We start from the raw sequence: 25,751 nt of genomic DNA, 5'->3' as shown, positions 1-25,751 counted from the left end.
AGGATAGCGCGGACGCCGCAGGCGTCCTTCTGCGGCCTTAGCGCGGAGTCTGCTGTTGCTCGATGTACTGGCGCACGACCGCGATAGTAGCGCCGCCACACGAGCCCGCAAAATAGGATGGCGACCAAAGCGCGCCGCCCCACAGCTTGCGCCGGATGGTCGGGTAGTTCTTCTGCCGAATCATCCGGCCCGAAACACCCTTCAGGCTATTTACGAGCGCCGACACTGCGACCTTCGGTGGATAGTTCACGAGTAGATGCACATAGTCTTCTTGGCCATCGAACTCCACCAACTCGGCTTCAAACTCCCGGCATACGTTCGCGAAGATCACGCGCAGGTCGTCAATGATCTGCTTCGTGAATACTCCACGTCGGTATTTCGTTACGATGACCAAGTGCGCGTGCATGAGGAAGACGCAGTGCCTTCCGTGCCTCATGTCCGAGTCTTTTATGCGTGGACGGCCCACCTTTACCCCTTGCGTAGTTTCACAGACAACAGTATGTTGCGCGGCATGGAACTCCTTCAAGCCTTCAAATTCGAACTCATGCCGACCGGCGAGCAGGCGCGCAAGATGCGCCAGTTCGCAGGCGCGCAAGATGCGCCAGTTCGCAGGCGCGTGCCGGTTCGTCTATAACAAGGCGCTGGCGTTCCAGAAGGAGAACCACGCAGCAGGACAGAAGTTCGTCGGCTACGTCGGCATGGCGAAACGCCTGACGGAATGGCGCAACTGCGCGGATACGCCGTGGCTGAAGGATGGCCCGGTACATACACAGCAGCACGCGCTAAAGCATCTCGAAGCGGCCTTCAAAAACTTCTTCGCTGGGCGCACGTCGTTCCCGCAGTTCAAGCGCAAAGGAATGGGCGACTCGTTCCTGTTCCCTGACAAGAATCAGATTGAGGTCGATACGGGCAACGGACGCATCAAGGTCCCGAAGCTGGGATGGCTGCGCTATCGAAAGAGCCGCGACGTGCTCGGCGAGGTCCGATCGGCTACCGTATCGCTGCGCGCGGGTAAGTGGTATGTGTCCATCCTGACGAAGCGCGAGGTAGAGCAGCCGGTTGCGCACGGCTCGGCAGTCGGTATCGACGTGGGCGTTGCCCGCTTCGCTACCATGTCGGACGGTTCGTATATCGCGCCGCTCGCGTCGTTCCGCGAGCACGAGAAGCGGCTTGCGAAGTATCAGCGCCGGATGGCCCGCAAGGTCAAAGGCAGTAGCAACTGGAAGAAAGCGAAGTCCCGCATTCAGCGCATCCACGCGCGTATCGCGGACGCTCGCGCTGATTTTCTCCACAAGGCATCGACGGCTATCAGCAAAAACCACGCGATGATCGCGGTCGAAGACCTGAAGATCAGCAACATGTCGAAGTCGGCCAAAGGCACGGCAAGCGCACCGGGACGCAATGTCCGCGCGAAGTCCGGCCTCAACAAGTCGATTCTCGACCAGGGCTGGGGCGAGTTCCGCCGCCAACTCGAATACAAGACGGCATGGCGCGGCGGATATTTCGTCGCGGTAGACCCGAAGAACACGAGCCGCACGTGCCCGTGTTGCGGTCATGTGTCGAAGGAAAATCGAAAGACGCAAGCTCTGTTCAAGTGCGTCGAGTGCGGACACGAAGTGAACGCCGATCACGTTGGCGCGCTCAATGTTCTAGCGGCAGGACATGCCGCGATTGCCTGTGGAGGGATGGCGCAGTCAGGCCGCCCGTCGAAGCAGGAACCCGCCGAAGGTGCTTGCGCACCCGTAGGATTCCCCGTCCTTTAGGACGGGGAGGATGTCAAACCGATGAGTGTCGAACAAGACGTTAGTCAGGAGATCGAGCACAACAGTTCTCATGCGCGCGCTGTCATTGCTGGCGCGGTGGTCGTCGCATTGGGTTTGCTGGTTGCGTGCGCCGTCGTCATCAGAAGGAAAAAGGGCAATGCGCGCGTGCCCGAGCCGGCAAAGAGCGTCGACGTGGACCGCTATGCGGGGCGCTGGTACGAGTTCGCGCGCTATGACAATCATTTCGAGCGAGGCCGCGATTTCGTCACGGCGGACTACGCGAAGCGCGACGACGGCTTGATCAGCGTGATCAACACGGGCCGCGAGGGCGGTGCGGATGGATTGCGCCGCATCGCGCGCGGCAAGGCGCGTGTGGTCCCCGAGTCGGACAACGCAAAGCTGAAAGTATCGTTCTTCGGGCCGTTCTATGTCGGCGACTACTGGGTGCTCGACCACGCCGACGACTATGACTGGTCGATCGTCGGCGAACCGAGCGGCACCTATCTGTGGATACTCACGCGTGAAGCGAAGCCCGCAGTCGAACTGCAACGCGCGCTGCTGGAACGCGTTCGCGCCTTAGGCTATGACCTGTCGATGCTGCGCCGGACGCAGCAGTAAAGATCTTTTGAAAATTTTTCTAGCCGCCTTTCCTTTTGTGAAATCCCGCATCGCATATCCGTCATTTCCAGTGACGCATGGTGGCTTTGCGCGGTAACTCTTCCCTTTTATCCATGAGCTTTTGCGCAATTGCTGCCGCATTTTCGTGTCGGCATGAATTTCGCATTGACGGACGCATTGCAATTCCGCGTCGCTCTGCGCAGACCGATGCGGCTTCTCAAACCGGAGTGTGACTGCCCACGTAAAGAGTCGAGCGAAACAACCGTGGCTGTCGCACCTTATTGCGTCAAATGCCATGGATACCAACGGTACACTCACAACCATTCGAAGCGGCGCGCATCAGATCACCGACCATCGCGACGACATCTTCTTTGCCGCCGTATCGACGACTCGCATGCCGATGGTCGTCACCGATCCGAACCTGCCCGACAACCCCGTGATCTTCGCGAACCATGCGTTTCTGCGCATGACAGGCTATGAGCTGCCGGAGATCATCGGCACCAACTGCCGCTTTCTGCAAGGGCCGGAGACGGATCGCGCCACCATCGACGAAGTGCGGGACGCCGTCGCGCATCGCCGCGAGATCGCGACGGAGGTTCTCAACTATCGCAAGGACGGTTCGACATTCTGGAACGCGCTCTTCATTTCGCCCATCTTCAACGAGCAAGGCGAACTGGTGTATTTCTTCGGCTCGCAACTGGACGTGAGCCGTCGCCGCGACGCAGAGGACGCGCTGCATCAGGCGCAGAAGATGGAGGCGCTCGGGCAGTTGACGGGCGGCATTGCGCACGACTTCAACAACCTGCTGCAGGTGATGGCGGGTTATGTGGATGTGCTGCAAATGGGCATCGAAAGTAATGCGCAAGGCCCGGTGATGGCACAAAGCCTCGATCGCATACGCGGCGCGGTCGCCAAAGCCACGACGCTGACGCAACAGCTGCTCGCGTTCGCGCGCAAGCAGAAGCTCGTGGGGCGCCCAGTCAATCTGAATACACTGGCGGACAGCATGGTCGAACTCGCGCGGCGCACGCTTGGCGAGAACGTTTCGTTGAAAACCGAATATGAGGATGGTCTCGGCAATTGCCGTGTCGATTCGACCCAGCTCGAAGTCGCATTGCTCAACGTGCTGCTCAATGCGCGCGACGCGCTTGCAAACAAGCGCGACGGTGTCGTGACAGTGCGCACGGAGACGGTCGAACTGGAGCAGCAAGCGATGGTCGGCTTCGCCGACCTGCGGACCGGCCGCTACGTGAGCATTGCGATCTCCGACAACGGCTGCGGCATCCCGCCTGAGATTCTCGACAGGGTGATGGACCCGTTCTTCACGACGAAGGACGAAGGCAAGGGCACGGGCCTCGGGTTGTCGATGGTATATGGCTTCGCGAAGCAGTCGGGCGGAGCAGTGAATCTGTATTCGGAACCCGGCGTCGGCACCACGTTGCGGCTTTATTTCCCGGCTGTGGAAGGCAGTGCGCAGCGTCGTCCGTCCGCACCGAAGGCAATCGAAAAGGCGGGCAACGAAACGATTCTGATCGTCGACGACCGCGTCGAAGTGGCGGAAGTCGCGCAGGCGATGCTCGAGCAGATCGGCTATCGCACGCGCGTCGTGCTGAACACGAAAGAGGCGATGGAGATGTTGCAGGACGGCACGACTGTCGACCTGCTGTTCACCGACCTCATCATGCCGGGCAACATGAACGGCGTGATGCTCGCGCGCGAGGCGCGGCGCCTGCAACCGAAGATCAAGGTGTTGCTGACGACAGGCTATGCCGATGCGTCGCTCGAGCGGACCGATGCGAACGGCAGCGAGTTCGACATGATTCACAAGCCGTATCGGCGTGTGGAACTGGCGCGCAAGGTGCGCATCGTGCTGAACGGGCCGACAGGTGTCGGTTAGCTTTCAGTCAGGGCAATTACGCATGCATTTGAGTCAACTGGGCAGGGCGTAATCGTTTCATTTACGGCAGGCTGCGGATAGAATTTGTACCCGGTTCCGTTCAACCTTCGGCGGATCGCGCGGTGCTAAAGGAGTATCGCGTGTTCGCGTTTAATCCGGATCTCGAATGCTGCGACCATCAATGCCACATAACGAAAGCGAACGCGTGGAGACGTTGCGTTCGCTTCACATACTCGATACACCGCCGGAAGAACGGTTCGACCGTCTCACGCGCCTCGCGCGACGCCTGTTCGGCGTGCCCATTGCGGCCGTTACACTGGTCGACAGCCATCGCCAGTGGTTCAAGTCGCATCCCGGCATCGATGCTTCGGAAACATCGCGCGATGTATCGTTCTGCGGCCATACGATTCTCGACGATGAACTGTTCCTCGTGAACGACGCGTTGCTCGATGTGCGCTTTGCCGACAATCCGCTTGTTACGGGCGATCCGAATATCCGCTTCTACGCGGGCTATCCGCTCACCGTCGACAACGGCAGCCGGCTCGGCACGCTATGTCTGATCGACGTGAAGCCACGCGCATTGGACGACGAAGAGCGCGTGCTGTTGCGCGATCTTGCGCGCATGGCCGAGCAGGAAATCTCCGCCGTGCAGCTCGCGACCACGGATGAGCTGACAGGCCTGTCGAACCGACGCGGCTTCGAGGCGCTCGCGCAGCATGCAATCAGGCTCTGCAAGCGCGCACAAAAGCCGGCGTCGCTGCTGTTCTTCGATCTGAATGGCTTCAAGAATATCAACGACGTGTACGGCCACGCGGAAGGCGACCGCGCGTTGATTGCATTTGCAAAGGTATTGCAAACGGCATTACGCGACAGCGATGTGATCGGACGGTTAGGCGGCGACGAGTTCGTCGTGTTGTTGGGCGACTCGGACGAAGAAGGGACGACGCAGACCATCGCGCGTCTCAGACATCAACTGGATGTCCACAACCAGTCCGCGCAAACGCCTTATCAATTGCATTGCAGCGTGGGCACGGCGACGTATGAGCCGGAGAGTCCGCAGAGTATCGACGACCTGCTCGCGCAAGCCGACGGCGCGATGTACGCGAACAAGCGCTCGCAACGCTGAAGTCTGGACGGCTGCGCAAACGTTTAGCGTAGCCGCTTCTGTGGTATCAACGCGCTGTCAGCGATTTTTCCAGCGCCCAACGTTCCTCGCGTTCGAGCCGCAGCAGCGCATGCTCGAACATCGCGCGAGCACGGCCCGAGATGTTCGCCAGATAGACATGCAGCAGCGCATCGGCGGGCGTGCGCGACGCGCAGCTCACGCTGTACTGCTCGAATGCGCTCAACTGCATGATGATGCTTGCGAGATGCTTCGGGCATTCGCACGCGACGGTGGTCGACGCATGGGCCATCGCCATCAAGGTTTCGTCGGAGTAGTGCCGCTGCGGCGCGGGCTCGCGCATGTCAGGCTGCGTCGCCGCTTGCCCCGTCTTGCGCTGGATGTCACTCATCATCTGCGCGATCGATGCCTGATCGAGCGGCTCGCGTATCGTGCGCACGCCGACGCGTTCCAGCAGATTGATCGTGTTGGCGGCAGCAAACGAATACACCACGACGATGTTCTCCGCGTGAGTCGACGCGCTCAACGCGAGCACGCGCTCGACATCGTCCGCATGCAGCGACGGCAGATGAATGATCAGCACATCGGTGGGCTGGTTCATGCGTTCGGTGAACGCAGCCGTCATGTTCTCGAAGACTTTCGGCTCACTCGCGAGCTCGGCCTGCATCGCGCGCAGATGCTGGCGAATGGTCTGCGCGAGCGCCGTGCCGACGATGCGCAGCCGCAAGCCCGGCCGTCCTTCCGCGAGCGGCGAAACAGGGGTCTTGTCGACATGCATGAACGCGAGCCGTTCGAGTTCGCCCGTCTGCAAGGTGGCGATCGAGCCGATCGAGTAGCCACGATCGACGAGCCCCTTGATCATCGCGACGCGCCGCACGTCGGCTTCGCTGTACAGGCGATGCCCCGATTGCGTGGTGGGCGGCGCAACAACGCCATAGCGGCGCTCCCAGATACGCAGCGTGCCGACGGGCAGATTCGCCATGCGAGCGACGGCCCCGATGCGATAGCGCGGCACGGCTTCTGGATCATCCACTGTGTTGTTCATGAATCGAAAACCCTTGGGGAAGTCGATTCGAGTCTAACAAGCGCGACGATGATTTGAACCGGATTTTTTTATTCAATGATGGCGCAAAGCCGCATAAACAGACGCTCTGCGCAATACAAGCCTTTGGCGCGCAAGCCTTTGCGGGTTCTTGTCCCCGTTCTGTCCCGCCAATGCACCACGCGACGCAAAAAGGCGTTTGTACTGATTTTGACCAGGATCGAGTGATGCGAGACCTGTCATGCCTGATCGTGTGATGTATGAGGAAAGCCTCAGCTTCGTTGCAGGTATAGGTCAGCGTTTGCTTGTGGAGCCGCGCACGATCAGCTGCGGCGCGGACGTCACGCACACGCGCGGCGCTTTCTGGTGCGCGCCATGCTTGCCGGCGGGCCGCTCGATCAGCTCGCGCAGCAACGACACGGCGAGCTCCGCGGCTTCGACGGTCGGCACGGCGACGGTTGTGAGGGGCGGACGAGATTGCTGTGCAAGCTGAATGTCCGTGATGCCGACCACGGAGAGATCGCGCGGCACGTCGCGCCCGAGATCGGCCGCCGCGTGAATCGTGCCGAGCGCGGGCAGGTCGTTCGTCGCGAAGATGGCCGTCAGCTTCGTGTCGTGCTCCAGCAGATCGCGCGCTGCGGCATAGCCGCCCTGCGTCGTATCGGGTGCGTAACGCACGTTTTTCGCGGGCACTTTGAGGCCAGCCTCGCGCATCGCATCGACGAAGCCCTCATAGCGCGACGCGTGAATACCCGAGGGCTTGCTGCCGACGACCGCACCGATGCGCGTGTGCCCAAGCTCGATCAGATGCTTCGCGGCAAGCTGGCCTGCGAGACGGAAATCGACGGCGACGCACGGCAGGCCGGGTGGATCGTCGGGACGTTCCCACATGCACAGCACCACGGGTGCGCCGCGCGCTTCCGTTTTGCGCAGATCGTCGAAGTCGAGATTGGCGTTCATCACCAGCACGCCTTCGGAGAGCGTGCCCGCAATCTGCTCCAGATACGCGCGGCCCGCTTGCGGGTCTTCATTGGTGTTGCAGATGATGACGAAGTGCCCGCTGGTGCGCGCCGCGCGCTCGACGGCCAGCGCAAACTCCGGGTAGAACGGGTTCGCGATGCTCGACACCATCAGCGCGATGGTCGGCGCGCGGCCTTCGGCGAGTGCGCGCGCCGCAAGATGCGGACGGTAGTTGAGCGCTTCGACGGCTTCGAGCACGCGCTGACGCGTCTGTTCGCCGACGCGCCCGCGATTGCGCAGCACATTCGAAACGGTGGCCGACGTGACGCCGGCGCGCCGCGCGACTTCGCTCAAAGTGGACATGTTTCGCAACGCTTATTCAATATGTGGGACTCGCGTTCATCATTTGCATTGGCTACGAAGGCGGGGCACCATGCGCAAAACGACAGAACGAATTATCGGAGACAGCCTTACGCGGCCAACAAATGGCCTTCAGAAAGGCCAGCGATCGCAATGCGGTCGTTTTTTCGGCCATTCAGATTAAGCGCTTAATCTCCGCTTCGGGCTGATTAAATCACGGAGTCGAAGCGATGGCGAGCATTTCGTTGAAGGGCGTGCAGAAAGCGTATGGAGACAACGCGCCCGTGATCCGCAACGTCGATCTGGAGATCGGCGAAAACGAGTTTTGTGTGTTCCTCGGTCCGTCGGGCTGCGGCAAGTCCACGCTGCTGCGCATGATCGCGGGTCTCGAAGACGTGACGGACGGCGATCTGTCGATCGGCGGTCGCATCGTCAACGATGTGCCCGCTGCCGAGCGCGGCGTCGCGATGGTGTTCCAGAGCTACGCGCTTTTTCCGCACATGAGCGTCTACGAGAACATGGCTTTTGGCCTCAAGCTCGCGAAGAAGCCGAAAGCGGAAATCGACAGCAAGGTGAAGGAAGCCGCGCGCATCCTGCAACTCGAAGCGCTGCTCGACCGCAAGCCGCGCGCATTGTCGGGCGGGCAGCGGCAGCGCGTCGCAATTGGCCGCGCGATCGTGCGCGAGCCAGGCGTGTTTCTGTTCGACGAACCCTTGTCTAATCTCGACGCGACGTTGCGCGGCCAGACGCGAATCGAAATTGCGCGCCTGCACAAACAGTTCGCGACCGCGAGCGTCGTCTACGTGACGCACGATCAGACGGAAGCGATGACGCTCGCTGACAAGATCGTGCTGCTGCATTCGGGCAAGGACACCGAGCGCTACGGCAGCATCGCGCAGATCGGCGCGCCGCTGGAGCTGTATCACCGGCCCAATAGTCGCTTTGTCGCGGGGTTCATCGGCTCGCCGCGCATGAACTTCCTGCCTGGCAGAGTCACGGCGATCGACGCGCAAGGCGTCGACGTCACGCTCGATCACACCAACGAAACCCTGCGCGTCGAAGTCGACGGCAGCACCTTGCAAGGCGGGCAGCCTGTCACGCTCGGCGTGCGCCCCGAGCATCTCGAACTCGTCACGGACGTTGCATCACGACGTGATGCAACGCTCGCACGCACCATTTCGCTGATCGAGCATCTCGGCGAGCACAGCTACGTGCATCTGGAGCAGCCAGGCGGCGCCGTGCTGATCGCGAAGGTGCCGGGCAACGCTCGCGTCGAACAAGGCGAGCGCGTGGTATTCGCCGCGCCCGCCCGCGCCTGCCATCTTTTCATCGAAGACGGATTCGCCGTGAAGGCACTTAACTCCGTCGAACACTACGCATAAATAAGGGACATGCTCATGCGCCTTGGAGTCTGTTATTACCCGGAGCACTGGCCGGAATCGATGTGGAAAGACGACGCGCGCCGTATGAAGGCGCTCGGCATCGAGCAGGTGCGAATCGCGGAATTTGCCTGGAGCCGTATCGAGCCGTCGCCGGGTGAATACGATTGGGCCTGGCTCGACCGTGCGATCGACGTGCTTGGTGAGGCCGGCTTGCAGGTCGTCATGTGCACGCCGACAGCGACGCCGCCGAAGTGGCTGATCGACCGTCATCCCGACATTCTGCCCGTGGGCGCGGATGGACGTCCGCGCGCATTCGGCTCGCGCCGTCATTACGATTTCTCGTCGCCGTCGTATTTCGAAGCGTCGCGCAAGATCTGCGAGGCTGTCGCGGAGCGTTACGGCAAGCATCCTGCCGTCGCGTACTGGCAGACGGATAACGAATTCGGTTGCCATAACACGGTGGTCAGCTATTCGCCTGCTGCCGTCGCGCGCTTTCGCGTGTGGCTCAAGGAGCGTTATCAGAACGTCGACGCCTTGAACCGCGCGTGGGGCACTGTGTTCTGGAGCATGGAGTACCGCAGCTTCGACGAAATCGACGCGCCCGTCGCGACCGTCACGGAAGCGCATCCTTCGCATCGGCTCGATTACCGGCGTTTCGCCTCCGATGAAGTCGCGCGCTACAACCGCATGCAGGTCGAGATCATTCGCGCGCATTCGCCGGGACGTCCCGTCGCGCACAACTTCATGCAGCTGTTCACCGAGTTCGATCACTACAAGGTCGCGCGCGATCTCGATGTGGCCACGTGGGACAGCTATCCGCTCGGCGCGCTCGAAGAGCAGTGGTACGCGCCGGAGGTCAAGGCCAAGTTCCTGCGCACCGGGCATCCCGACTTTGCTTCGTTCAACCATGACGTGTATCGCGGCATGTCGAAGCTGCCGTTCTGGGTGATGGAGCAGCAACCCGGTCCCGTGAACTGGGCGCACTGGAATCCCGCGCCGCTGCCGGGCATGGTGCGTCTGTGGAGCTGGGAAGCGTTCGCGCACGGCGCAGGCTGCGTGTCGTACTTCAGGTGGCGTCAGGCGCCGTTCGCGCAGGAGCAGATGCACGCAGGGCTGAACACGCCCGACAATCGCCTCGACATCGGCGGCAGCGAAGCGGAGCAGGTCGCGCACGAGATCGCAAAGGTGTCGGCGGCGGATGCCGATGCGAACGCGAATGTGCGCAGCAAGGTTGCGCTGATCTATGACTACGAAGCCAAATGGCTCTTTGAAATCCATCCGCAGGGCGCGGACTTTCATTACCCGCGCTTCGCTTTCGAGTATTACTCGGCGCTGCGTTCGCTGGGCTTCGACGTCGATGTGATTCCCGCCGATGCGCCGCTCGACGGCTACGCGATGATCGTCGTGCCGCCGTTGCCCGTCGTGCCTGGCGACTTCGCAGTGCGGCTCGCGGCATCGGGCGCGCAGATCGTGCTCGGACCGCGCACGGGTTCGAAGACGCCTGATTTGCAGATTCCCGCGAACCTGCCGCCGGGCGCACTCGCATCGCTGCTACCCATTCGCGTATGGCGCGTCGAATCGATGCGGCCGAACGTGACGGAGCCCGTGCAGGTGAACGACGCAGGCGATGGTCTGCGCGAAGGTCAGGCGCGCTACTGGCGCGACCTGATCGATGCCGCCGACGAGCGCAGCTTCGGCGTGCGCGCGCGTTTCGCCGACGGGCATCCCGCGTACGTGCAGCATGGCTCAGTGCATTACTTCGCGAGTCTGTTCGACGATCGCCTGACGGAATCGCTGTTTGCGCGTATCGCGACAGAAGCGGGTCTCACGCCGACACCGCTCGGCGACAGCGTGCGTATCAGCCGGCGCGGCAAGCTCACGTATGTATTCAACTATACGAACGCTCGACACGTGATCGAAGGCGTCGATGCATCGCGTTTCGTGATCGGCGCGCATGAAGTCGAGCCGCAAGGCGTCGCGGCCTATCGTACGGAAGGTACGGAAAGCACGGAATAACTTCGTAACGTAGCAGTGATCCCAGCAGGTTAGAACCAGGACACAAGGAGACAGGAAGATGACAGCAAGAAAATTCAACGCACGCACCGCCATTGCAGCCGCAGCTCTCGCGGTCGCCACAGCCGTTTCGCCTTTCGCGGCGACGACGGCTGAAGCGGGCACGATGACGATCAATATCGCGTTCAAAGGCGCAAGCCAGCGCGCGGTGTGGCAATCGGTAATCGATGACTTCAAGAAGGCGCATCCCGACATCGACGTGAAGGCGTCGTTCGTCGATGAGGAGGCGTACAAGGTGCAGTTGCCGGGCTGGCTGTCGACGGTCGCGCCCGATGTCGTCAACTGGCACAACGGCGAGCGCATGGCGTACTACGCGCGGCGCGGTCTCTTTGAAGACCTGAGCGGCGACTGGAAGAAGAACGGCTGGGACAGCATGTATGCATCGACGAAGGAATCGTCGACGTACAACGGCAAGCAGTATGCGGCGCCGACCGTGTACTACTCGTGGGGCCTGTTCTATCGCAAGGATCTGTTCCAGAAGGCTGGGATCGCGTCCGAGCCGAAGACGTGGGACCAGTTGATGGACGCGTGCAAGAAGCTCAAGGCGGCGGGCATCACGCCGTTCGCAGTGGGCGGCCGCGATGCGTGGACGCTGGCGGGCTGGTTCGATTATCTCGACCTGCGTATCAACGGCAATGCGTTCCACCAGAAGCTGATGGCAGGCGAAGTGCCGTACACCGATCCGCGCGTGAAGAAGGTCTACACGACGTGGAAGCAGTTGCTCGACGACAAGGATTTCATCGACAACTCGCTGTCGTACGATCTGGATGCGGCACAACCGTTCCTGTTCCAGGGCAAGGCCGCGATGATGCTGATGGGCACGTTCATCACGGGCGGTTTTCCGCCGAACGTGAAGCCGAACATGAGCTACTTCCAGTTCCCGATCATCGACTCGAACGTGCCGACGGCGGAAGATGGTCCCGTCGAATCGCTGCATATTCCGGCCAAGGCCAAGAACAAGGCTGACGCGCATACGTTCCTCGCGTTCGTCGAGACGCCGGAGCAGGGTGCGAAGCTCGCGACGGGTCTTGGCTCGCTGTCGGCGAACAGCAAGTCGCCTGAGCCGGAAGATCCCATTTCGAAGATCGGTTTCCAGATTCTGTCGAACACGAAGGGCGGCATTGCGCAGTTCTACGATCGCGACATGACGAAGGAAATGGCCGACGAAGGGATGAAGGGCATGCAGCAGTTCGTCGCCGATCCGACGAAGATCGATGCGATCCTTGCGCAGCTGGAGCAGACGCGCAAGCGCATCTACAAGAAGTAAGGATGTGAGGCAGTGGCGCCGGATGCGTATCGAGATGCGCGTCCGGCGCGAAGCAGCAATTTCGTTGCATGGAGAATCGTCGTGTCGCACTCCGTTACACGTCAGGACATCAACGGCACGCCGCCGTCGCAGCCGCAGGCGTCGCCAGCGCCGAGAGCCACGCGGAAAAAGCGTGGACCGTCGCCCACCGCGCGGCGGCAGCGCAAGGCCGCGCTGCTGTTTCTCGCGCCCGCGTGCTTCATGGTCGCGGTGTATGTGGTCTGGCCGATCCTGTCGTCGATATGGCTCAGCTTCTATAACTGGGACGGCATGACCGACAAGGTCTTCGTCGGTCTCGCGAACTACATCGAACTGTTTCAGGCGCCGACTTTCTATACCGCGCTGAAGAACAACGTCATCTGGCTCGTGCTGTTCCTGCTCGCGCCGCCGATGGGGCTCGCCGTCGCGCTCTATCTGAACCAGGCGGTGGCGGGCATACGCGTCGTGAAGTCGCTGTTCTTTGCGCCGTTCGTGTTGTCGGGCGTTGTGGTTGGATTGATTTTCTCGTGGTTCTACGATCCGACCTTTGGTCTCTTTGCAGTGATACTCGGCCACGGCGTGCCCGTGCTCGGCGACGCGCACTATGCGACATTCGGCATCATCTTCGCCGCGCTTTGGCCGCAGACCGCGTATTGCATGATTCTTTATCTGACGGGTCTGACATCGCTGAACAGCGAGCAGATCGAGGCCGCGCGCATGGAAGGCGCGAAGGGCTGGTCGATGCTGTGGCATGTGGTGCTGCCCCAGCTGCGGCCTGTCACGTTCATGGCGATCGTCGTCACGGTGATCGGCGCACTGCGCAGCTTCGATCTGATTTCGGTGATGACGGGCGGCGGGCCATTCGAAAGCTCGACCGTGCTCGCCTATTACATGTACGACCAGGCGATCAAGTATTACCGCATCGGCTATTCGGCGTCGATTGCCGTGGTGTTGTTCGCGATCATGCTCGTGTACATCGTCTATCACCTGCGCCGCATGCTGCGCAACGAACAGTAAGGAGCGGACGATATGTACCCGATGCCCGTTGCCAAATGGAAGCCGTTCAACCGGCAGTTGTACAAACTGACGTTGCCGATTGCGCTCCTGATCTGGCTACTGCCGATGATCGCCGTGCTCGTCACGTCGGTGCGTTCGACGGAAGAACTGAGCGAAGGTAATTACTGGGGCTGGCCGAAGCACATCGCGCTTATAGACAACTATCGCGAAGCGCTCACCACGTCGCCGATGCTGCATTACTTCTGGAACAGCGTGCTGATCACGGTGCCTGCCGTGGTCGGTTCGATTGCGCTCGCGGCGATGGCGGGTTTTGCACTGGCCATCTACAAGTTTCGCGGCAACACGACGCTCTTCGCGACCTTCGTCGCGGGTAACTTCGTGCCGATCCAGATTCTGATGATTCCCGTGCGCGATCTGTCGCTGAGCCTCGGTATCTTCAATACGCTCGGCGCGCTGATTCTCTTTCACGTGTCGTTTCAGACGGGGTTTTGTGCGCTCTTTCTGCGTAACTTCATCAAGCAGTTGCCGTATGAACTGGTCGAAGCGGCGCGTATCGAAGGGGCGGGTGAGTGGACGGTGTTCTTCCGCATCGTGCTGCCGCTGATTCGCCCCGCGCTTGCTGCGCTCGCCATTCTCGTTTTCACGTTCGTCTGGAACGATTACTTCTGGGCGCTGTGCCTCACCCAAGGCGATGACGCCGCGCCGATCACGGTTGGGGTCGCGGCGCTCAAAGGGCAATGGACGACGGCGTGGAATCTCGTGTCGGCCGGTTCGATTCTGGCTGCGCTGCCTTCCGTCGCGATGTTCTTTGCGATGCAGAAGCACTTTGTCGCGGGCCTGACGTTTGGCGCGACGAAAGGATAGCGCGGGATGATGCACTTTTTTGTTGTTGTCTCCGGGTAGAAGGTTGCCCGCGCAAGCGGGCTTTTTTCTACGTGCGACGGTCGCGCTTGTTATTGGCCCGGTGGAACAGCAGTATGGACACCCGCGAGCGGCGACCCATAGCCGCCCGACTGCGCATTGTTCGGCGTGCCAGTGACGAGTTGCGCGCGCGGATCAGTGGGGTTCAGATTCATTTCGCCGGCTTGCTGGTTGCCGTGCGTCGGATATTCGCTGCCGCGCGGCGCGTTGGGCATCAGGCGCGTACTGTTGACGGGCGCGTTCACGTCATCGTAGGTGGAAAGCCCTTGCGCATTCGATAGCGCGGCGCCGACAGACAGCACGAGAGCGGTGGTCAACTGAAGCGAAACAATGATCTTGCGCACGATGCACTCCTTGCTCGAAGAATGGCGTGTTCGCCATGAATTGACGAACTACGACGCGGTCCTCTTTATTCCCTTTTAACTATTGGACATCGCATTCGCGAGTTCAAGGCGTGACGTGCGTGGACGGCGGCGCGTGCGCATTGCGTCGCGCTTTTGAAGCATTTCTTCGTTCGGCTCGGCCGCCGCTCAGGCTTTCTCGCCCGCAATATCGCCGACGGCGCGCCGCACCGCGCGCAGAATGTCGTTCGCGAGCTCCGGCTGCGCCTTCAATACCGCACGCGACGCCGCGATCGCGCCGATCAGCGTCGACGAAATCGCAATCGCCTTCTCGCGCGGGTCGCCCTTCACCTTGTGCGCGCGCAGGTGCTTTTCGAACACAGACGCCATCAACTCGAAACCTTCGCTGTAGCGCGCGCTGATCATCTCGTCCTGACGGCCCACCTCGCTCGCCGACGCCGCCATCGCGCAGCCGTTCGCGATATCGTCGCGTTTTTCTTCTGACAAATAGCTGTCGAGCAGTTCGCTCAGGCTCGGTGCATGGCCATCGCGCGTTCGGGTCATGCGTTCGTGGCCAATCTGCAGACCGTGCGCGAGCGCTTCCGCCGCGAGCGCTTCCTTCGACGGGAAGTGCGCGTAGAGCGCGCCATGGGTGAGCCCCGCCGCCTTGCCGATTTCGGCGACACCGACGCCGTCGATGCCGTGTGTCCTGAAGAGACGCGCGGCCGTTTCGACAAGGGCTGCGCGGTTTTGTGCCGCCTTTTCCTTGCTGACTTTCATCGCTTGATCCACCTTCCGCAACAAACGGTGAGAAAAACCGCTTGACACGTATTGATTGCGGTCACTATCATTAATTTAAGATTGCAGTTGCAATTATAAAGCGACTGCGGGCGGATGTCCGCCCCAACCTTAATTTCTGGAGAAATGCTCATGTCATTCGCAAACAAGACGGCACTCATCACAGGCGGCAACGGCGGCATCGGTTTCGCGGCGGCGCGCATCCTGATCGCGCAAGGCGCGCGCGTGGCGATCACGGGCCGCGACCAGAAGAAGCTCGACGAAGCGGCGGCCGAGCTGGGCCCGAACGCGCTTCCCATCCGCGCGGACCTCGACGATCCCGCGGCCATCAATGAAGTGATGAAAGTCATCGCGGACAAGTTCGGCAAGCTGGATATCGTGTTCGCGAATGCGGGCGTGAGCGGCGCGACGCCTGTCGGCAGTACGACGGCGGAGAAGTTTGAAGCGATCATGCGCACCAACGTGACGGCAGTGTTCCTCACCGTGCAGGCGGCCGTGCCGCTGATGGGCGACGGTGGTTCGATCGTGCTGAACGGCTCGGTGATGCGTCAGCTGGGCGCGCCGGGGTCGTCGGCGTATTCGGCATCGAAGGCGGCGATCTCCGGCATGGCACGCGTGCTCGCTTCGGAGCTCGTCACGCGCGGCATTCGCGTGAATACAGTCATTCCTGGCGGCACGCGCACGTCGATCTGGACGCGCGGCGACCGTGAAGGCGCAACGCTCGACGCGACGGAAACGGCGCTCTCGCCGATGATCCCGATGGGCCGTTTCGCACTGGCCGAAGAAGTGGCGCAGGCGGCTGTGTTCCTCGCATCGGATGCGGCGTCGGGGATGACGGCGGCAGAGATCGTCGTTGACGGCGGTAACACAGGAGCACCGATGGGCGCGCCGGCCTTCCGCCGATAAAAGATTTTGCGGTTTTAAAGGCTTCAAGGAAAAAGGGCGATGCACAGCGGTGCATCGCCCTTTGTTCTATTCGATGAGCGCGACGCGTCAGGACATCCCGGCGACGATAGCGGCGACGACCGACCCGAGCACCAGCACCGCGCCGATCGTGCGGCGCCTGTTCAACTGCGTCCACAGCAAGACGCCTGTCAGTGACAGCAGGATCACGCCGCCCGCAAACGTGTCGATCAGCAGCACCCAGCCGACGCTCAGGCCCACGCCCTTGTGCAGATTCGTCAGCGCCGCGAGGAACGTGTTGGCGCTGCGTTTGACGGTCACATAGTCGTTGCCGACCCAGTACTCCGCCTGTGTGTTTTCGCCAGGTGACGCGAAGCTCACCTGCCAGTGTTCCGGCTGAACGGCCTTGCGATCACCCCACGCGGCGGGATGCGACAGCTCCTTCTGCACACGGCCCGGTTTGCCTTGCACCTTCAGTTCCTGCTTGAGCCATTTGGCGAGATCGCGCGGCGATTCGGGCGCGGGCTGCGGCAGCTTCACCTGCAGGGACTCGACCTGCGGTTCGCCCGTCGAAACACGCAGCGGGCCGCCGCGATGATTCAGCAAAAAGCCGCTCGTACCCATCAGAAGACCGAGCGCCGCGCCCCACAGGCCGATCCAGCTATGCACCTTGCGCAGCCAGCGGATGAACGTGATGCGGCGCGACCCGGCGGGCGGCGCGCCGTTGCCGGCGCTTTTGCTTTGCCCATTGGCGCGCGCGGGGGAATCGATGACAACGGTTTCGGGTGTGTTCACGGGTCGCTCCAGGGGCAAGACAGCGTAGGGTTGCAACTGACCGCAACCGTCATCGAAATGGCTGGCGCACGCGTCGGGCCGTCGATGCTCGCGACGCGCGTGATGCTTCGTGACGGAATGACCATCGTCGGGGGGATGCGATGGCGTTTGCTGGCTGGCCGCTTTGCCCCTGGATTGGGCGCCGTAGTGGGCTGGCTTTGAGATCAGAAAAGGCTGCCTATGATTTCATGGCGTAATGAATGCCGCAATCATCGGGCGCGAATTACAACAGCGGCAATGTTTCGACAGATTACGTAAGAAATATGGAAGCTATTCCGCGGCCAGTACTCAACGCACGCCGAGCCGGTAGACGGTGGTGTGGCGATAACGTTCACCGGGCCGTAGCACGACCTGTTCGGCGTCCGGCATGTTGACCTGATTCGGAAACGCGCCTGTTTCGAGGCACAACGCCGCGTGCTTGCCGTACGTCTTGCCGTTGCGTCCTGCGACGCCCGCGAGAAAGTTGCCCGTATAGAACTGCAAGCCCTTCGCGTCCGTCGATACCGTCAGCTCGCGTCCGCTGGCGGGATCGTAGAGCGTGGCGGCCGTGCACGTCGCGGCAGTGCCGTCGCGCAGCACGTAGCAATGATCGAAGCCGCCTGCGCGCGCGAGTTGCGCATCCGGCCAGTCGAGACGCGCGCCAATCGGCGCACCCGCGCGAAAGTCGAATACGCTGCCTGCGACGTCTTTTCTTTCGATGGGGATCATCGTGTCGTCGATGGCGAAGAAGGCGTCCGCGTCGATCGCGATCACGTGGCCGCGAATGTCGGGCGCATCGGCGGACGCGTCGCCGGACAGATTGAAGTACGCGTGATTCGTGAGGCTGATGGGCGTGGGCGCATCGGCGGTTGCGTCGTAGTCGATCGTGAGCGCGCCGTCGTCGTCGAGCGCATAGCGCACGGTTGCCGCGACCGCGCCGGGAAAACCTGCGTCACCTTCGGGCGATTCGTGCGACAGCACCAGCGCGCCGTCCACTTCGCGCGCATGCCAAAGGGCCTTGTGAAATCCGTTGATACCACCGTGCAGCAGGTTGTCGCCGTCATTGCGATCAAGCTGATACACGACGCCGTCGAGCGTGAAGCGTGCCTGCGCGATGCGGTTCGCCCAGCGGCCGATGGTCGAGCCGAAGAACCAGCGGCTCGCCAGATAATCGGCGGGCGTGTCGTGGCCGAGCAGGACATCGGCGACGCGGCCCGCGCGGTCGGGCGCATGCCATGAGACGAGCGTCGCGCCGAGATCACTGATGGTGGCACGCATGCCGTGCGCGTTGCGCAGTGTGAACAGACGAATGTCGCCGAGGCCGGGTAACGTGCCCCAGCGATCGACCTGGACGCTGGATGAAAGAGATGTATCGGTGCTGTGCATGTCGGCGAAATTCATATCGTCGCGGATCAAACCAGATTAAGGCATTTATGCGGATGGCGCATTGTGAGCCGATTGCGCGGCTTGCATGCGTTCCTGATACTCGCGCGGCGTGCAGTCGAGTTCGCGGCGGAACACGGCGTACATGTATTGCAACGAAGTGAAGCCGCAGCGAATCGCGACTTCCGCGCTCGACATGTCCTGCTGGGCGAGCAGTTGCTTGGCGACATCGAGCTTGTGCTTGAGGATTTCCTGATGCACGGTGCAGCCGAGTTCGCGCCGGAAGTAATCTTCAAGTGACGAACGCGACACGCCGACGTAATCGGCGACCTGTTCTGTCTTGATACCCTGGCAGGCGTATTGCCGGATGTAGTGACGCGCGCGCATCACGTAAGGGCTCGCGAGCGGCTCGTGCTTCGTCGATTCGCATACGTTGATGCCGACGGGCGGCACGAGGATGCGACGGCCTGCGAAGCGCGCGCCGCCCAGCATCTGATGCAGAAGGTGCGCGGCCGTGCGGCCCATTTCCTCTGTGCCCTGAATCACTGATGAAAGCGGAATGCGGGTGAGCGAACGCGTTAGCGGATCGTTGTCGATGCCGATGATTGCGACCTGTTCGGGCACGGGGATGCCGCTGATCAGGCATGCCTGCAAGACCTGACGCGCGCGGGCGTCCGTTACCGCGATGATGCCGACGGGTTTGGGCAGGCTTTGTAGCCATTGGGTGAGTTGCACGCTGGCCTGGTGCCAGACGGGCGCGCTGGTCGGTAGGCCGCGGTGCACGTCGCCTTCCATGCCATCTGCTTTCAGCAGCGTGTTGAATGCGAGTTCGCGTTCTTGCGCCCAGCGGTTGGTCGGGGATTCGGGCAGGCTGTAGAGGGCGAAGCGTTGCAGGCCGGCGCCGATCAGGTGTTTATACGCGAGCGACATGAGTTGCATGTTGTCGGTCGCTATGTAGGGCAGGTTTGGTGGGTACTTCGATGCGTCTTCGTATGAGCCGCCTACGGCGACGACAGGTAAGGGCGAGTCGGCGAGCGCTTCGCAGACTGCGGGGTCATCGAAGTCGGCGATGAAGCCGTCGCCTTCGAAACGTTCTATGCCGTTTAGGCGCGCGCGGAAGTCCTCTTCAAGGAAGAGGTCCCAGGCGACTCGCGTTGAAAGCAGGTAGTTGCCGATGCCTGTGATGATTTCTCGGTCGTAGACTTTGTTTGCGTTGAAGAGCAGTGCAATTCGGTGCGTTCGCTGGGGCATTTGCTCTCCGAGCAGTGAGGGTTGGTTTTGCTTGCCTATCGGTTTGTGCTTTGTGTCGCCGTTCGATGTGCTTGTCTTTGCGCTGGTATCCGCGTTTTGGTTTTTGCCGTTCAAGCGTCGCCCCGCACAGGGGCGACGCTTGAAGCACGAAGACAAAACGCGGATGCCAGTGAAAACCCTGGCAAACCAAACCAAATCACACAACCAAACCCATCGCGCCAATTCTAGGCGCCCCATCCCCCTGCGCCAGCAACCACAAAGAATCACCACCCCCGCTGGCGAATTTCGCAATTGCCGCACAAACCAGCAAGCGTCAGCATGACATCACTTCATGCACAGCTCGATGCAACGTCGAGCCGACACTACGACATTCCAGGAGACGCGCATGTCCTACTTCGAACACTTGCCCGCCGTGCGCTACGAGGGCCCTCACACAGACAACCCGTTCGCCTATCGCCACTACGACAAGGACAAACTCGTGCTCGGCAAACGGATGGAAGATCATCTACGCCTCGCCGTCTGCTACTGGCATACCTTCGTATGGCCCGGCGCGGACATGTTCGGACCAGGCACGTTCGAGCGTCCATGGCATCGCTCGGGTGATGCGCTGGAAAAGGCGCACGCCAAGGCCGATCACGCGTTCGAACTGTTCCAGAAACTCGGCACCCCGTTCTACACATTCCATGACGCCGACGTAGCGCCCGAAGGCGACAGCATCAAAAGCTACGTGAACAACTTCAAGACGATGACGGACGTGCTCGCGCGCAAGCAGGAGCAGACGGGCGTCAGGCTCCTATGGGGCACGGCAAACCTCTTCTCGCATCCACGCTATGCGGCAGGCGCAGCAACCAACCCGAATCCCGATGTGTTCGCCTTCGCCGCAACCCAGGTATTGAACGCGCTGGAAGCAACGCAGCGCCTGAAAGGCGAGAACTACGTGCTGTGGGGCGGCCGCGAAGGCTACGAAACCTTGCTCAACACCGACCTGAAACGCGAGCGCGAGCAGCTTGGCCGCTTCATGAGCATGGTCGTCGAGCACAAGCACAAGTTGGGCTTCAAGGGCGCACTGCTGATCGAGCCGAAACCGCAAGAGCCGACCAAGCATCAATATGACTACGACGTCGCGACAGTCCACGGCTTTCTGACGCAATTCGGCTTGCAGGATGAAATCCGCGTGAACATCGAAGCAAATCACGCAACACTCGCCGGTCATTCGTTTCACCACGAAATCGCCAACGCATTCGCGCTCGGCATTTTCGGCAGCATCGACGCAAATCGCGGCGACGCGCAAAACGGCTGGGACACGGACCAGTTCCCAAATAGTGTGGAAGAACTCACGCTCGCGTTCTACGAGATCCTGCGCAACGGCGGCTTTAAGACGGGCGGCATGAACTTCGATGCAAAGGTCCGCCGCCAGAGTATCGATCCCGAAGACCTGGTGCACGGCCATATCGGCGCAATCGATGTGATCGCCGTCGCCCTGGAGCGCGCAGCTCATCTCGTCGAGAACGACACGTTGGGCGCGTTCAAGCAGCAGCGCTATGCGGGATGGGACAGCGATTTCGGCCGTAAGGTGCTGGCGGGCGGCTATTCGCTCGAATCGCTGGCAAGCGATGCAGTGCAGCGAAACATCGCGCCGCGTCATGTCAGCGGACAGCAGGAGCGTCTGGAGAACATCGTCAATCAGGCAATCTACTCAGCCGCTAAATAGGCAACGCAAAGGCACGAAAAAACGTTAGCAGCGCCGGTAGATTTCGCAATTGCTCCGCCGGCGCGCACGGCACACGCTGTCGTGCAAACAAAAATGGGGCAGTTTTCAAAATTGACGCTCGCGAACAGGTATTCGCAGCGCACCCTGAGGTTAAGACGGCGGTTCGACTCTCTCGCATTCGAAACTGCACGCAACCCTAAATGGAGTGAGACATGAAATCTGCAATGCGTCGTTCCGTATTGAGTTCCCTCGTTTGCGCCGCGATGGCCGCCGGCCTGACGATGATCGCGCCGCTCGCGCACGCGAGCAAGGATAAGCCCGAAATCGGCTTCTGTATCGACGACCTGCGCGTTGAGCGCTGGTCGCGCGATCGCGACTATTTCGTCGCCGCAGCAACCAAGCTCGGCGCGAAAGTCTCCGTGCAATCCGCCGACGCAAGCGAAGCGCGGCAAATCTCGCAGATCGAAAACCTGATCTCGCGCGGTGTCGACGTGATCGTGATCGTGCCGTTCAATTCGAAGACCCTGGGCAATGTCGTCGCCGAAGCGCACAAGGCAGGAATCAAGGTCGTGTCGTATGACCGGCTGATTCTCGATGCCGATGTCGATGCCTATATCTCGTTTGACAACGAGAAGGTCGGTGAACTCCAGGCGCAAGGCGTCTACAACGCGCAGCCCAAAGGCAACTACTTCCTGCTCGGCGGCGCACCGACCGACAACAACGCGAAGATGCTGCGCGAAGGGCAGTTGAAGGTGCTCAAGCCCGCCATCGATCGCGGCGACGTGAAGATCGTTGGCCAGCAGTGGGTGCCGGAATGGAGCGCGGCGACCGCGCTGCGCATCACGGAAGACGCACTGACCGCGAACAACAACAAGATCGATGCGATCGTCGCGTCGAACGACGGCACAGCAGGCGGCGCGATCCAGGCGCTCGCCGCGCAGAAGATGGCGGGCAAGGTGCCCGTGTCAGGTCAGGATGCGGACCTTGCGGCTGTGAAGCGCGTGATCGCGGGCACGCAGACGATGACCGTCTACAAACCGCTGAAGCTGATCGCAGGTGAGGCGGCCAAGCTCGCCGTCGATCTCGCGAAGGGCGACAAGCCCGCGTACAACGCGAAGTACGACAACGGCAAGAAGCAGGTCGATACGGTGCTTCTGCAACCCACGCTTCTTACCAAGAGCAACGTCGATGTCGTGATCAAGGACGGCTTCTATACGCAGGCGCAACTGGCTGGCAACTGATAGCGGGCGCGGGCACTTCTGATCGTCACAGACAGAAGCGCTCGCGCATCTTTCATCCATCCAGGACATTACGCATGGCACAAGCGCTTCTGGAGTTGCGCGGCATCGCCAAATCGTTTGCCGGGGTGAAGGCGCTCGACGGCATCGATCTCGTCGTCGCGCCCGGCGAATGCGTCGGACTGTGCGGCGAAAATGGCGCCGGCAAATCGACGCTGATGAAGATCGTCTCCGGCGTCTATCCACATGGCGAGTGGTCCGGCGAAATCCTCTGGGACGGCAAGCCGCTCGTCGCGCAGAACATCCGCGATACCGAACGCGCAGGCATCGTCATCATCCATCAGGAACTGATGCTGGTGCCGCAATTGTCGGTGGCCGAGAACATTTTCCTCGGCAACGAAATCACGCTGCCCGGCGGCCGCATGAATTACGCGGCGATGTATCAGCGCGCCGACGAACTCTTGCGCGAACTGAATATCGCAGGCATCAACGTCGCGCAGCCGGTGATGAACTATGGCGGCGGGCATCAGCAACTGATCGAAATCGCCAAGGCGCTCAACAAGCAGGCCCGACTGCTGATACTCGACGAGCCTTCGTCATCGTTGACGGCAGCGGAAACGAAGATCCTGCTCGATATCGTGCGCGATCTGAAAAAGCGCGGCGTGGCTTGCGTGTATATCTCGCACAAGCTCGATGAAGTGGAAGCCGTGTGCGACACGATCACCGTGATACGCGACGGCAAGCACGTCGCCACGCAGCCGATGAAGCAGCTCACCACCGATCGCATCATCGCGATGATGGTCGGGCGCGAGATCACGAATCTGTTTCCGCGCGAACCGCATGAGATCGGCGACGTGATCTTCGAGGCGCGCAACGTGACGTGCTATGACGTGACGAATACGAACCGCAAGCGCGTCGACGATGTGTCGTTTGCGTTGCGCAAGGGCGAAATTCTCGGCGTCGCGGGACTGGTCGGTGCGGGGCGCACGGAGTTGATGCAGGCGATCTTCGGCGCGTATCCGGGTGTGAGCGAGGCTGAAGTGTGGATGGACGGCAAGCGCCTGAAAATCCGCGCACCCGCCGATGCGATCACGGCAGGCATCGCAATGGTGCCGGAGGACCGCAAGCGTCACGGCATCGTGCCGCAGCTGGGCGTGGGTCATAACATCACGCTCGCCGTGTTGCAACGCTTCGCGAAAGGCGGGCGCATCGATACCGCATCCGAACTCGACACGATCAACTCGGAAATGAAGCGCCTGTCCGTGCGCGCAGCGTCGCCAATGCTGTCGATTGCGAGCCTTTCGGGCGGCAACCAGCAGAAGGCGGTGCTCACGCGCATGCTGCTCACGAATCCCTCCGTGCTGATTCTCGACGAGCCGACACGCGGCGTCGATGTCGGCGCGAAGTTCGAAATCTACAAGCTGATGTTCGCGCTCGCGAAGCGCGGCGTGTCGATCATCATGGTGTCGTCGGAATTGACGGAAGTGCTCGGCGTGAGCGATCGCGTGCTCGTGATCGGCGAAGGCGAGTTGCGCGGCGATTTTGTGAATGACGGTCTCACGCAGGAACATATTCTGACGGCCGCGATCGCGACGAACACGAAAGACGCGGACACGAAAGGCAAGGGCCCCACTCAACTGGCGAGCGTCGCATGACTCCTGATCTCACTTCTTCCGATAGCCACGCGAAACACGGCGCATCACTCGCATCGGGACAGCGTATCAAGCAGCTGTTCGCGCGCTACAAGCTGCTCGCGTTGCTGCTTGCCGTCGCCGTCATCTGGGTGTTCTTTTCGTTCCTCACGGAAGGCGCGTTCGTCACGCCGCGCAATCTGTCGAACCTGTTGCGGCAGATGTCGATCACGGGAATGCTCGCGTGCGGGATGGTGTTCGTCATCATCTCGGGCGAGATCGATCTGTCGGTCGGATCGCTGCTCGGGCTGCTCGGCGGCGTCGCGGCAATACTCAACGTCACCTATCACTGGCCGCTCGCGGCGACGCTGCCCGTCGTGATGCTGCTCGGCGTCGCGATCGGCCTTTTCAACGGCTGGTGGTCGACGTATCTGCGTGTGCCGTCGTTCATCGTCGGGTTGGGCGGCATGCTCGCGTATCGCGGCGTGCTGCTCGGCGTGACGGGCGGATCGACGATCGCGCCTGTGTCCGACGACTTCGTCTTCATCGGTCAGGGCTACTTGCCGCGCATTGCAGGCGACACGCTTGCTGTCGTGCTGTTCGTGCTGCTCGCCGCATTGACCGTGCGGCAGCGGCAGAAGCGCCAGCATTACAACCTGAGCGTCGTGCCGCTGTGGCAGGACGGCGTGAAGATCGTCGCTACGGGCCTGATCCTGCTTGCGTTCGTCGCGACGCTCAACCGTTATGGCGGTATTCCCGTGCCCGTATTGCTGTTGCTCGCGCTGCTCGGCATTTTCACGTACATCGCGACGCAAACCGTATTCGGCCGGCGTATCTACGCGGTCGGCTCGAATCTCGAAGCGACGCGCCTTTCGGGTGTCAACACGAACCGCGTGAAGCTCGCGATCTTCGCGCTGATGGGGCTGATGTGTGCATTCGGCGGCCTCATCAATACGGCGCGACTCGCGGCGGGCTCGCCGTCGGCGGGGTCGATGGGCGAACTCGATGCGATTGCGGCGTGCTTTATCGGCGGCACGTCGATGCGCGGTGGCTCAGGCACCGTATATGGCGCGCTGATCGGCGCGCTGGTGATGGCGAGCCTCGACAACGGCATGTCGATGCTCGACGTCGACTCGTACTGGCAGATGATCGTGAAGGGCGGCATTCTCGTGCTCGCGGTGTGGATCGACGTGATCTCGGGGTCCGACCGGCGCTAGCGCAGAGCGCACGGCCGTGGTGCG

Annotated in this window: 21 protein-coding genes and 1 pseudogene; 14 read left to right on the top strand and 8 right to left on the bottom strand. The window is 61.4% G+C overall.

Translation table 11 applies throughout. The annotated features are described in order from the left end of the window. Window positions 1–37: 37 nt before the first annotated feature. Entirely contained in the window at window positions 38–436 is a 399-nt protein-coding gene (gene tnpA, locus H1204_RS13730; RefSeq protein ID WP_180728735.1) for an IS200/IS605 family transposase, read from the bottom strand. A gap of 75 nt (window positions 437–511) precedes the next feature. On the opposite strand from tnpA, the pseudogene H1204_RS13725 reads away from it, so the two are divergent. From H1204_RS13725 to H1204_RS13710, 4 genes and pseudogenes are all read left to right on the top strand, one after another. Then, window positions 512–1,763 (top strand): annotated as a pseudogene (locus H1204_RS13725) (transposase). A 21-nt stretch (window positions 1,764–1,784) separates the two neighbouring features. Beyond that, window positions 1,785–2,381 (top strand): lipocalin family protein, encoded by a 597-nt coding sequence (locus H1204_RS13720; RefSeq protein WP_180728734.1) that lies wholly within the window; start codon window positions 1,785–1,787, stop codon window positions 2,379–2,381. 295 nt (window positions 2,382–2,676) lie between these two features. After that, window positions 2,677–4,278, top strand: a complete 1,602-nt coding sequence (locus H1204_RS13715; RefSeq protein WP_180728733.1) for a hybrid sensor histidine kinase/response regulator — start codon at window positions 2,677–2,679, stop codon at window positions 4,276–4,278. 166 nt (window positions 4,279–4,444) lie between these two features. Further along, complete coding sequence (locus H1204_RS13710) at window positions 4,445–5,404, top strand: sensor domain-containing diguanylate cyclase (protein ID WP_180728732.1); 960 nt, start codon at window positions 4,445–4,447, stop codon at window positions 5,402–5,404. A 46-nt stretch (window positions 5,405–5,450) separates the two neighbouring features. Here the strand turns inward: H1204_RS13710 and H1204_RS13705 are convergent, their stop codons facing one another. Then, a complete protein-coding gene (locus H1204_RS13705) occupies window positions 5,451–6,446 on the bottom strand; it encodes a MerR family transcriptional regulator (RefSeq protein ID WP_180728731.1) in 996 nt (331 codons plus the stop codon). A gap of 291 nt (window positions 6,447–6,737) precedes the next feature. Beyond that, window positions 6,738–7,766 (bottom strand): LacI family DNA-binding transcriptional regulator, encoded by a 1,029-nt coding sequence (locus H1204_RS13700; protein ID WP_180728730.1) that lies wholly within the window; start codon window positions 7,764–7,766, stop codon window positions 6,738–6,740. Window positions 7,767–7,993: 227 nt separating this feature from the next. Between H1204_RS13700 and ugpC the strand changes: the two genes are divergently transcribed. The 5 genes from ugpC (at window position 7,994) to H1204_RS13675 (ending at window position 14,384) form a co-directional block, all read left to right on the top strand. After that, window positions 7,994–9,145, top strand: a complete 1,152-nt coding sequence (gene ugpC / locus H1204_RS13695; protein WP_180728729.1) for a sn-glycerol-3-phosphate ABC transporter ATP-binding protein UgpC — start codon at window positions 7,994–7,996, stop codon at window positions 9,143–9,145. 15 nt (window positions 9,146–9,160) lie between these two features. After that, entirely contained in the window at window positions 9,161–11,161 is a 2,001-nt protein-coding gene (locus tag H1204_RS13690; protein WP_180728728.1) for a beta-galactosidase, read from the top strand. Window positions 11,162–11,219: 58 nt separating this feature from the next. Next, window positions 11,220–12,485 (top strand): extracellular solute-binding protein, encoded by a 1,266-nt coding sequence (locus H1204_RS13685; RefSeq protein WP_180728727.1) that lies wholly within the window; start codon window positions 11,220–11,222, stop codon window positions 12,483–12,485. 81 nt (window positions 12,486–12,566) lie between these two features. Beyond that, on the top strand, window positions 12,567–13,520 hold the full coding sequence (locus H1204_RS13680) for a sugar ABC transporter permease (RefSeq protein WP_180728726.1): 954 nt from the start codon (window positions 12,567–12,569) through the stop codon (window positions 13,518–13,520). A 12-nt stretch (window positions 13,521–13,532) separates the two neighbouring features. Then, window positions 13,533–14,384 carry a carbohydrate ABC transporter permease gene (locus tag H1204_RS13675; protein ID WP_054928803.1) on the top strand — a complete coding sequence of 284 codons (852 nt, stop codon included), beginning with the start codon at window positions 13,533–13,535 and terminating at the stop codon, window positions 14,382–14,384. 89 nt (window positions 14,385–14,473) lie between these two features. Here the strand turns inward: H1204_RS13675 and H1204_RS13670 are convergent, their stop codons facing one another. Further along, window positions 14,474–14,776, bottom strand: a complete 303-nt coding sequence (locus H1204_RS13670) for a hypothetical protein (protein WP_243468633.1) — start codon at window positions 14,774–14,776, stop codon at window positions 14,474–14,476. 195 nt (window positions 14,777–14,971) lie between these two features. Continuing rightward, window positions 14,972–15,562 (bottom strand): TetR/AcrR family transcriptional regulator, encoded by a 591-nt coding sequence (locus tag H1204_RS13665; RefSeq protein WP_180728724.1) that lies wholly within the window; start codon window positions 15,560–15,562, stop codon window positions 14,972–14,974. Between the two features lie 150 nt (window positions 15,563–15,712). Between H1204_RS13665 and H1204_RS13660 the strand changes: the two genes are divergently transcribed. Continuing rightward, on the top strand, window positions 15,713–16,486 hold the full coding sequence (locus H1204_RS13660) for an SDR family oxidoreductase (protein WP_180728723.1): 774 nt from the start codon (window positions 15,713–15,715) through the stop codon (window positions 16,484–16,486). Between the two features lie 87 nt (window positions 16,487–16,573). Here H1204_RS13660 and H1204_RS13655 read toward each other — a convergent pair whose 3' ends face one another. The 3 genes from H1204_RS13655 to H1204_RS13645 form a co-directional block, all read right to left on the bottom strand. Further along, on the bottom strand, window positions 16,574–17,278 hold the full coding sequence (locus H1204_RS13655) for a PepSY-associated TM helix domain-containing protein (RefSeq protein WP_180728722.1): 705 nt from the start codon (window positions 17,276–17,278) through the stop codon (window positions 16,574–16,576). Window positions 17,279–17,605: 327 nt separating this feature from the next. Beyond that, window positions 17,606–18,697 (bottom strand): aldose epimerase family protein, encoded by a 1,092-nt coding sequence (locus H1204_RS13650; RefSeq protein WP_180728721.1) that lies wholly within the window; start codon window positions 18,695–18,697, stop codon window positions 17,606–17,608. A gap of 30 nt (window positions 18,698–18,727) precedes the next feature. Continuing rightward, a complete protein-coding gene (locus H1204_RS13645) occupies window positions 18,728–19,930 on the bottom strand; it encodes a DNA-binding transcriptional regulator (RefSeq protein WP_180728720.1) in 1,203 nt (400 codons plus the stop codon). 385 nt (window positions 19,931–20,315) lie between these two features. On the opposite strand from H1204_RS13645, the gene xylA reads away from it, so the two are divergent. From xylA to H1204_RS13625, 4 genes are all read left to right on the top strand, one after another. Further along, window positions 20,316–21,641 carry a xylose isomerase gene (gene xylA, locus H1204_RS13640; RefSeq protein WP_180728719.1) on the top strand — a complete coding sequence of 442 codons (1,326 nt, stop codon included), beginning with the start codon at window positions 20,316–20,318 and terminating at the stop codon, window positions 21,639–21,641. A gap of 212 nt (window positions 21,642–21,853) precedes the next feature. Next, window positions 21,854–22,882: a D-xylose ABC transporter substrate-binding protein gene (xylF, locus tag H1204_RS13635; protein ID WP_180728718.1), complete on the top strand. Its 1,029-nt coding sequence runs from the start codon at window positions 21,854–21,856 to the stop codon at window positions 22,880–22,882. Window positions 22,883–22,956: 74 nt separating this feature from the next. Further along, window positions 22,957–24,534 (top strand): D-xylose ABC transporter ATP-binding protein, encoded by a 1,578-nt coding sequence (gene xylG, locus H1204_RS13630; protein WP_180728717.1) that lies wholly within the window; start codon window positions 22,957–22,959, stop codon window positions 24,532–24,534. Continuing rightward, entirely contained in the window at window positions 24,531–25,727 is a 1,197-nt protein-coding gene (locus tag H1204_RS13625; protein ID WP_180728716.1) for a sugar ABC transporter permease, read from the top strand. Before xylG ends, H1204_RS13625 begins: the two co-directional genes overlap by 4 nt. The last annotated feature ends 24 nt before the right edge of the window (window positions 25,728–25,751 follow it).

Origin of the sequence: Paraburkholderia sp. PGU19 (assembly GCF_013426915.1) — a bacterium.
In the GTDB taxonomy this organism is placed as follows: domain Bacteria; phylum Pseudomonadota; class Gammaproteobacteria; order Burkholderiales; family Burkholderiaceae; genus Paraburkholderia.
The sequence above is the reverse complement of the archived record's forward strand: the minus strand, read 5'-3'. Positions and strand labels throughout refer to the sequence as shown.

Bases quoted from the DNA above. Each gene is read 5' to 3' on its own strand.
- tnpA (WP_180728735.1), bottom strand. From the start codon at position 436: ATGAGGCACGGAAGGCACTGCGTCTTCCTCATGCACGCGCACTTGGTC.
- H1204_RS13720 (WP_180728734.1), top strand. From the start codon at position 1,785: ATGAGTGTCGAACAAGACGTTAGTCAGGAGATCGAGCACAACAGTTCT.
- H1204_RS13715 (WP_180728733.1), top strand. From the start codon at position 2,677: ATGGATACCAACGGTACACTCACAACCATTCGAAGCGGCGCGCATCAG.
- H1204_RS13710 (WP_180728732.1), top strand. From the start codon at position 4,445: ATGCTGCGACCATCAATGCCACATAACGAAAGCGAACGCGTGGAGACG.
- H1204_RS13705 (WP_180728731.1), bottom strand. From the start codon at position 6,446: ATGAACAACACAGTGGATGATCCAGAAGCCGTGCCGCGCTATCGCATC.
- H1204_RS13700 (WP_180728730.1), bottom strand. From the start codon at position 7,766: ATGTCCACTTTGAGCGAAGTCGCGCGGCGCGCCGGCGTCACGTCGGCC.
- ugpC (WP_180728729.1), top strand. From the start codon at position 7,994: ATGGCGAGCATTTCGTTGAAGGGCGTGCAGAAAGCGTATGGAGACAAC.
- H1204_RS13690 (WP_180728728.1), top strand. From the start codon at position 9,161: ATGCGCCTTGGAGTCTGTTATTACCCGGAGCACTGGCCGGAATCGATG.
- H1204_RS13685 (WP_180728727.1), top strand. From the start codon at position 11,220: ATGACAGCAAGAAAATTCAACGCACGCACCGCCATTGCAGCCGCAGCT.
- H1204_RS13675 (WP_054928803.1), top strand. From the start codon at position 13,533: ATGTACCCGATGCCCGTTGCCAAATGGAAGCCGTTCAACCGGCAGTTG.
- H1204_RS13665 (WP_180728724.1), bottom strand. From the start codon at position 15,562: ATGAAAGTCAGCAAGGAAAAGGCGGCACAAAACCGCGCAGCCCTTGTC.
- H1204_RS13660 (WP_180728723.1), top strand. From the start codon at position 15,713: ATGTCATTCGCAAACAAGACGGCACTCATCACAGGCGGCAACGGCGGC.
- H1204_RS13650 (WP_180728721.1), bottom strand. From the start codon at position 18,697: ATGAATTTCGCCGACATGCACAGCACCGATACATCTCTTTCATCCAGC.
- H1204_RS13645 (WP_180728720.1), bottom strand. From the start codon at position 19,930: ATGCCCCAGCGAACGCACCGAATTGCACTGCTCTTCAACGCAAACAAA.
- xylA (WP_180728719.1), top strand. From the start codon at position 20,316: ATGTCCTACTTCGAACACTTGCCCGCCGTGCGCTACGAGGGCCCTCAC.
- xylF (WP_180728718.1), top strand. From the start codon at position 21,854: ATGAAATCTGCAATGCGTCGTTCCGTATTGAGTTCCCTCGTTTGCGCC.
- xylG (WP_180728717.1), top strand. From the start codon at position 22,957: ATGGCACAAGCGCTTCTGGAGTTGCGCGGCATCGCCAAATCGTTTGCC.
- H1204_RS13625 (WP_180728716.1), top strand. From the start codon at position 24,531: ATGACTCCTGATCTCACTTCTTCCGATAGCCACGCGAAACACGGCGCA.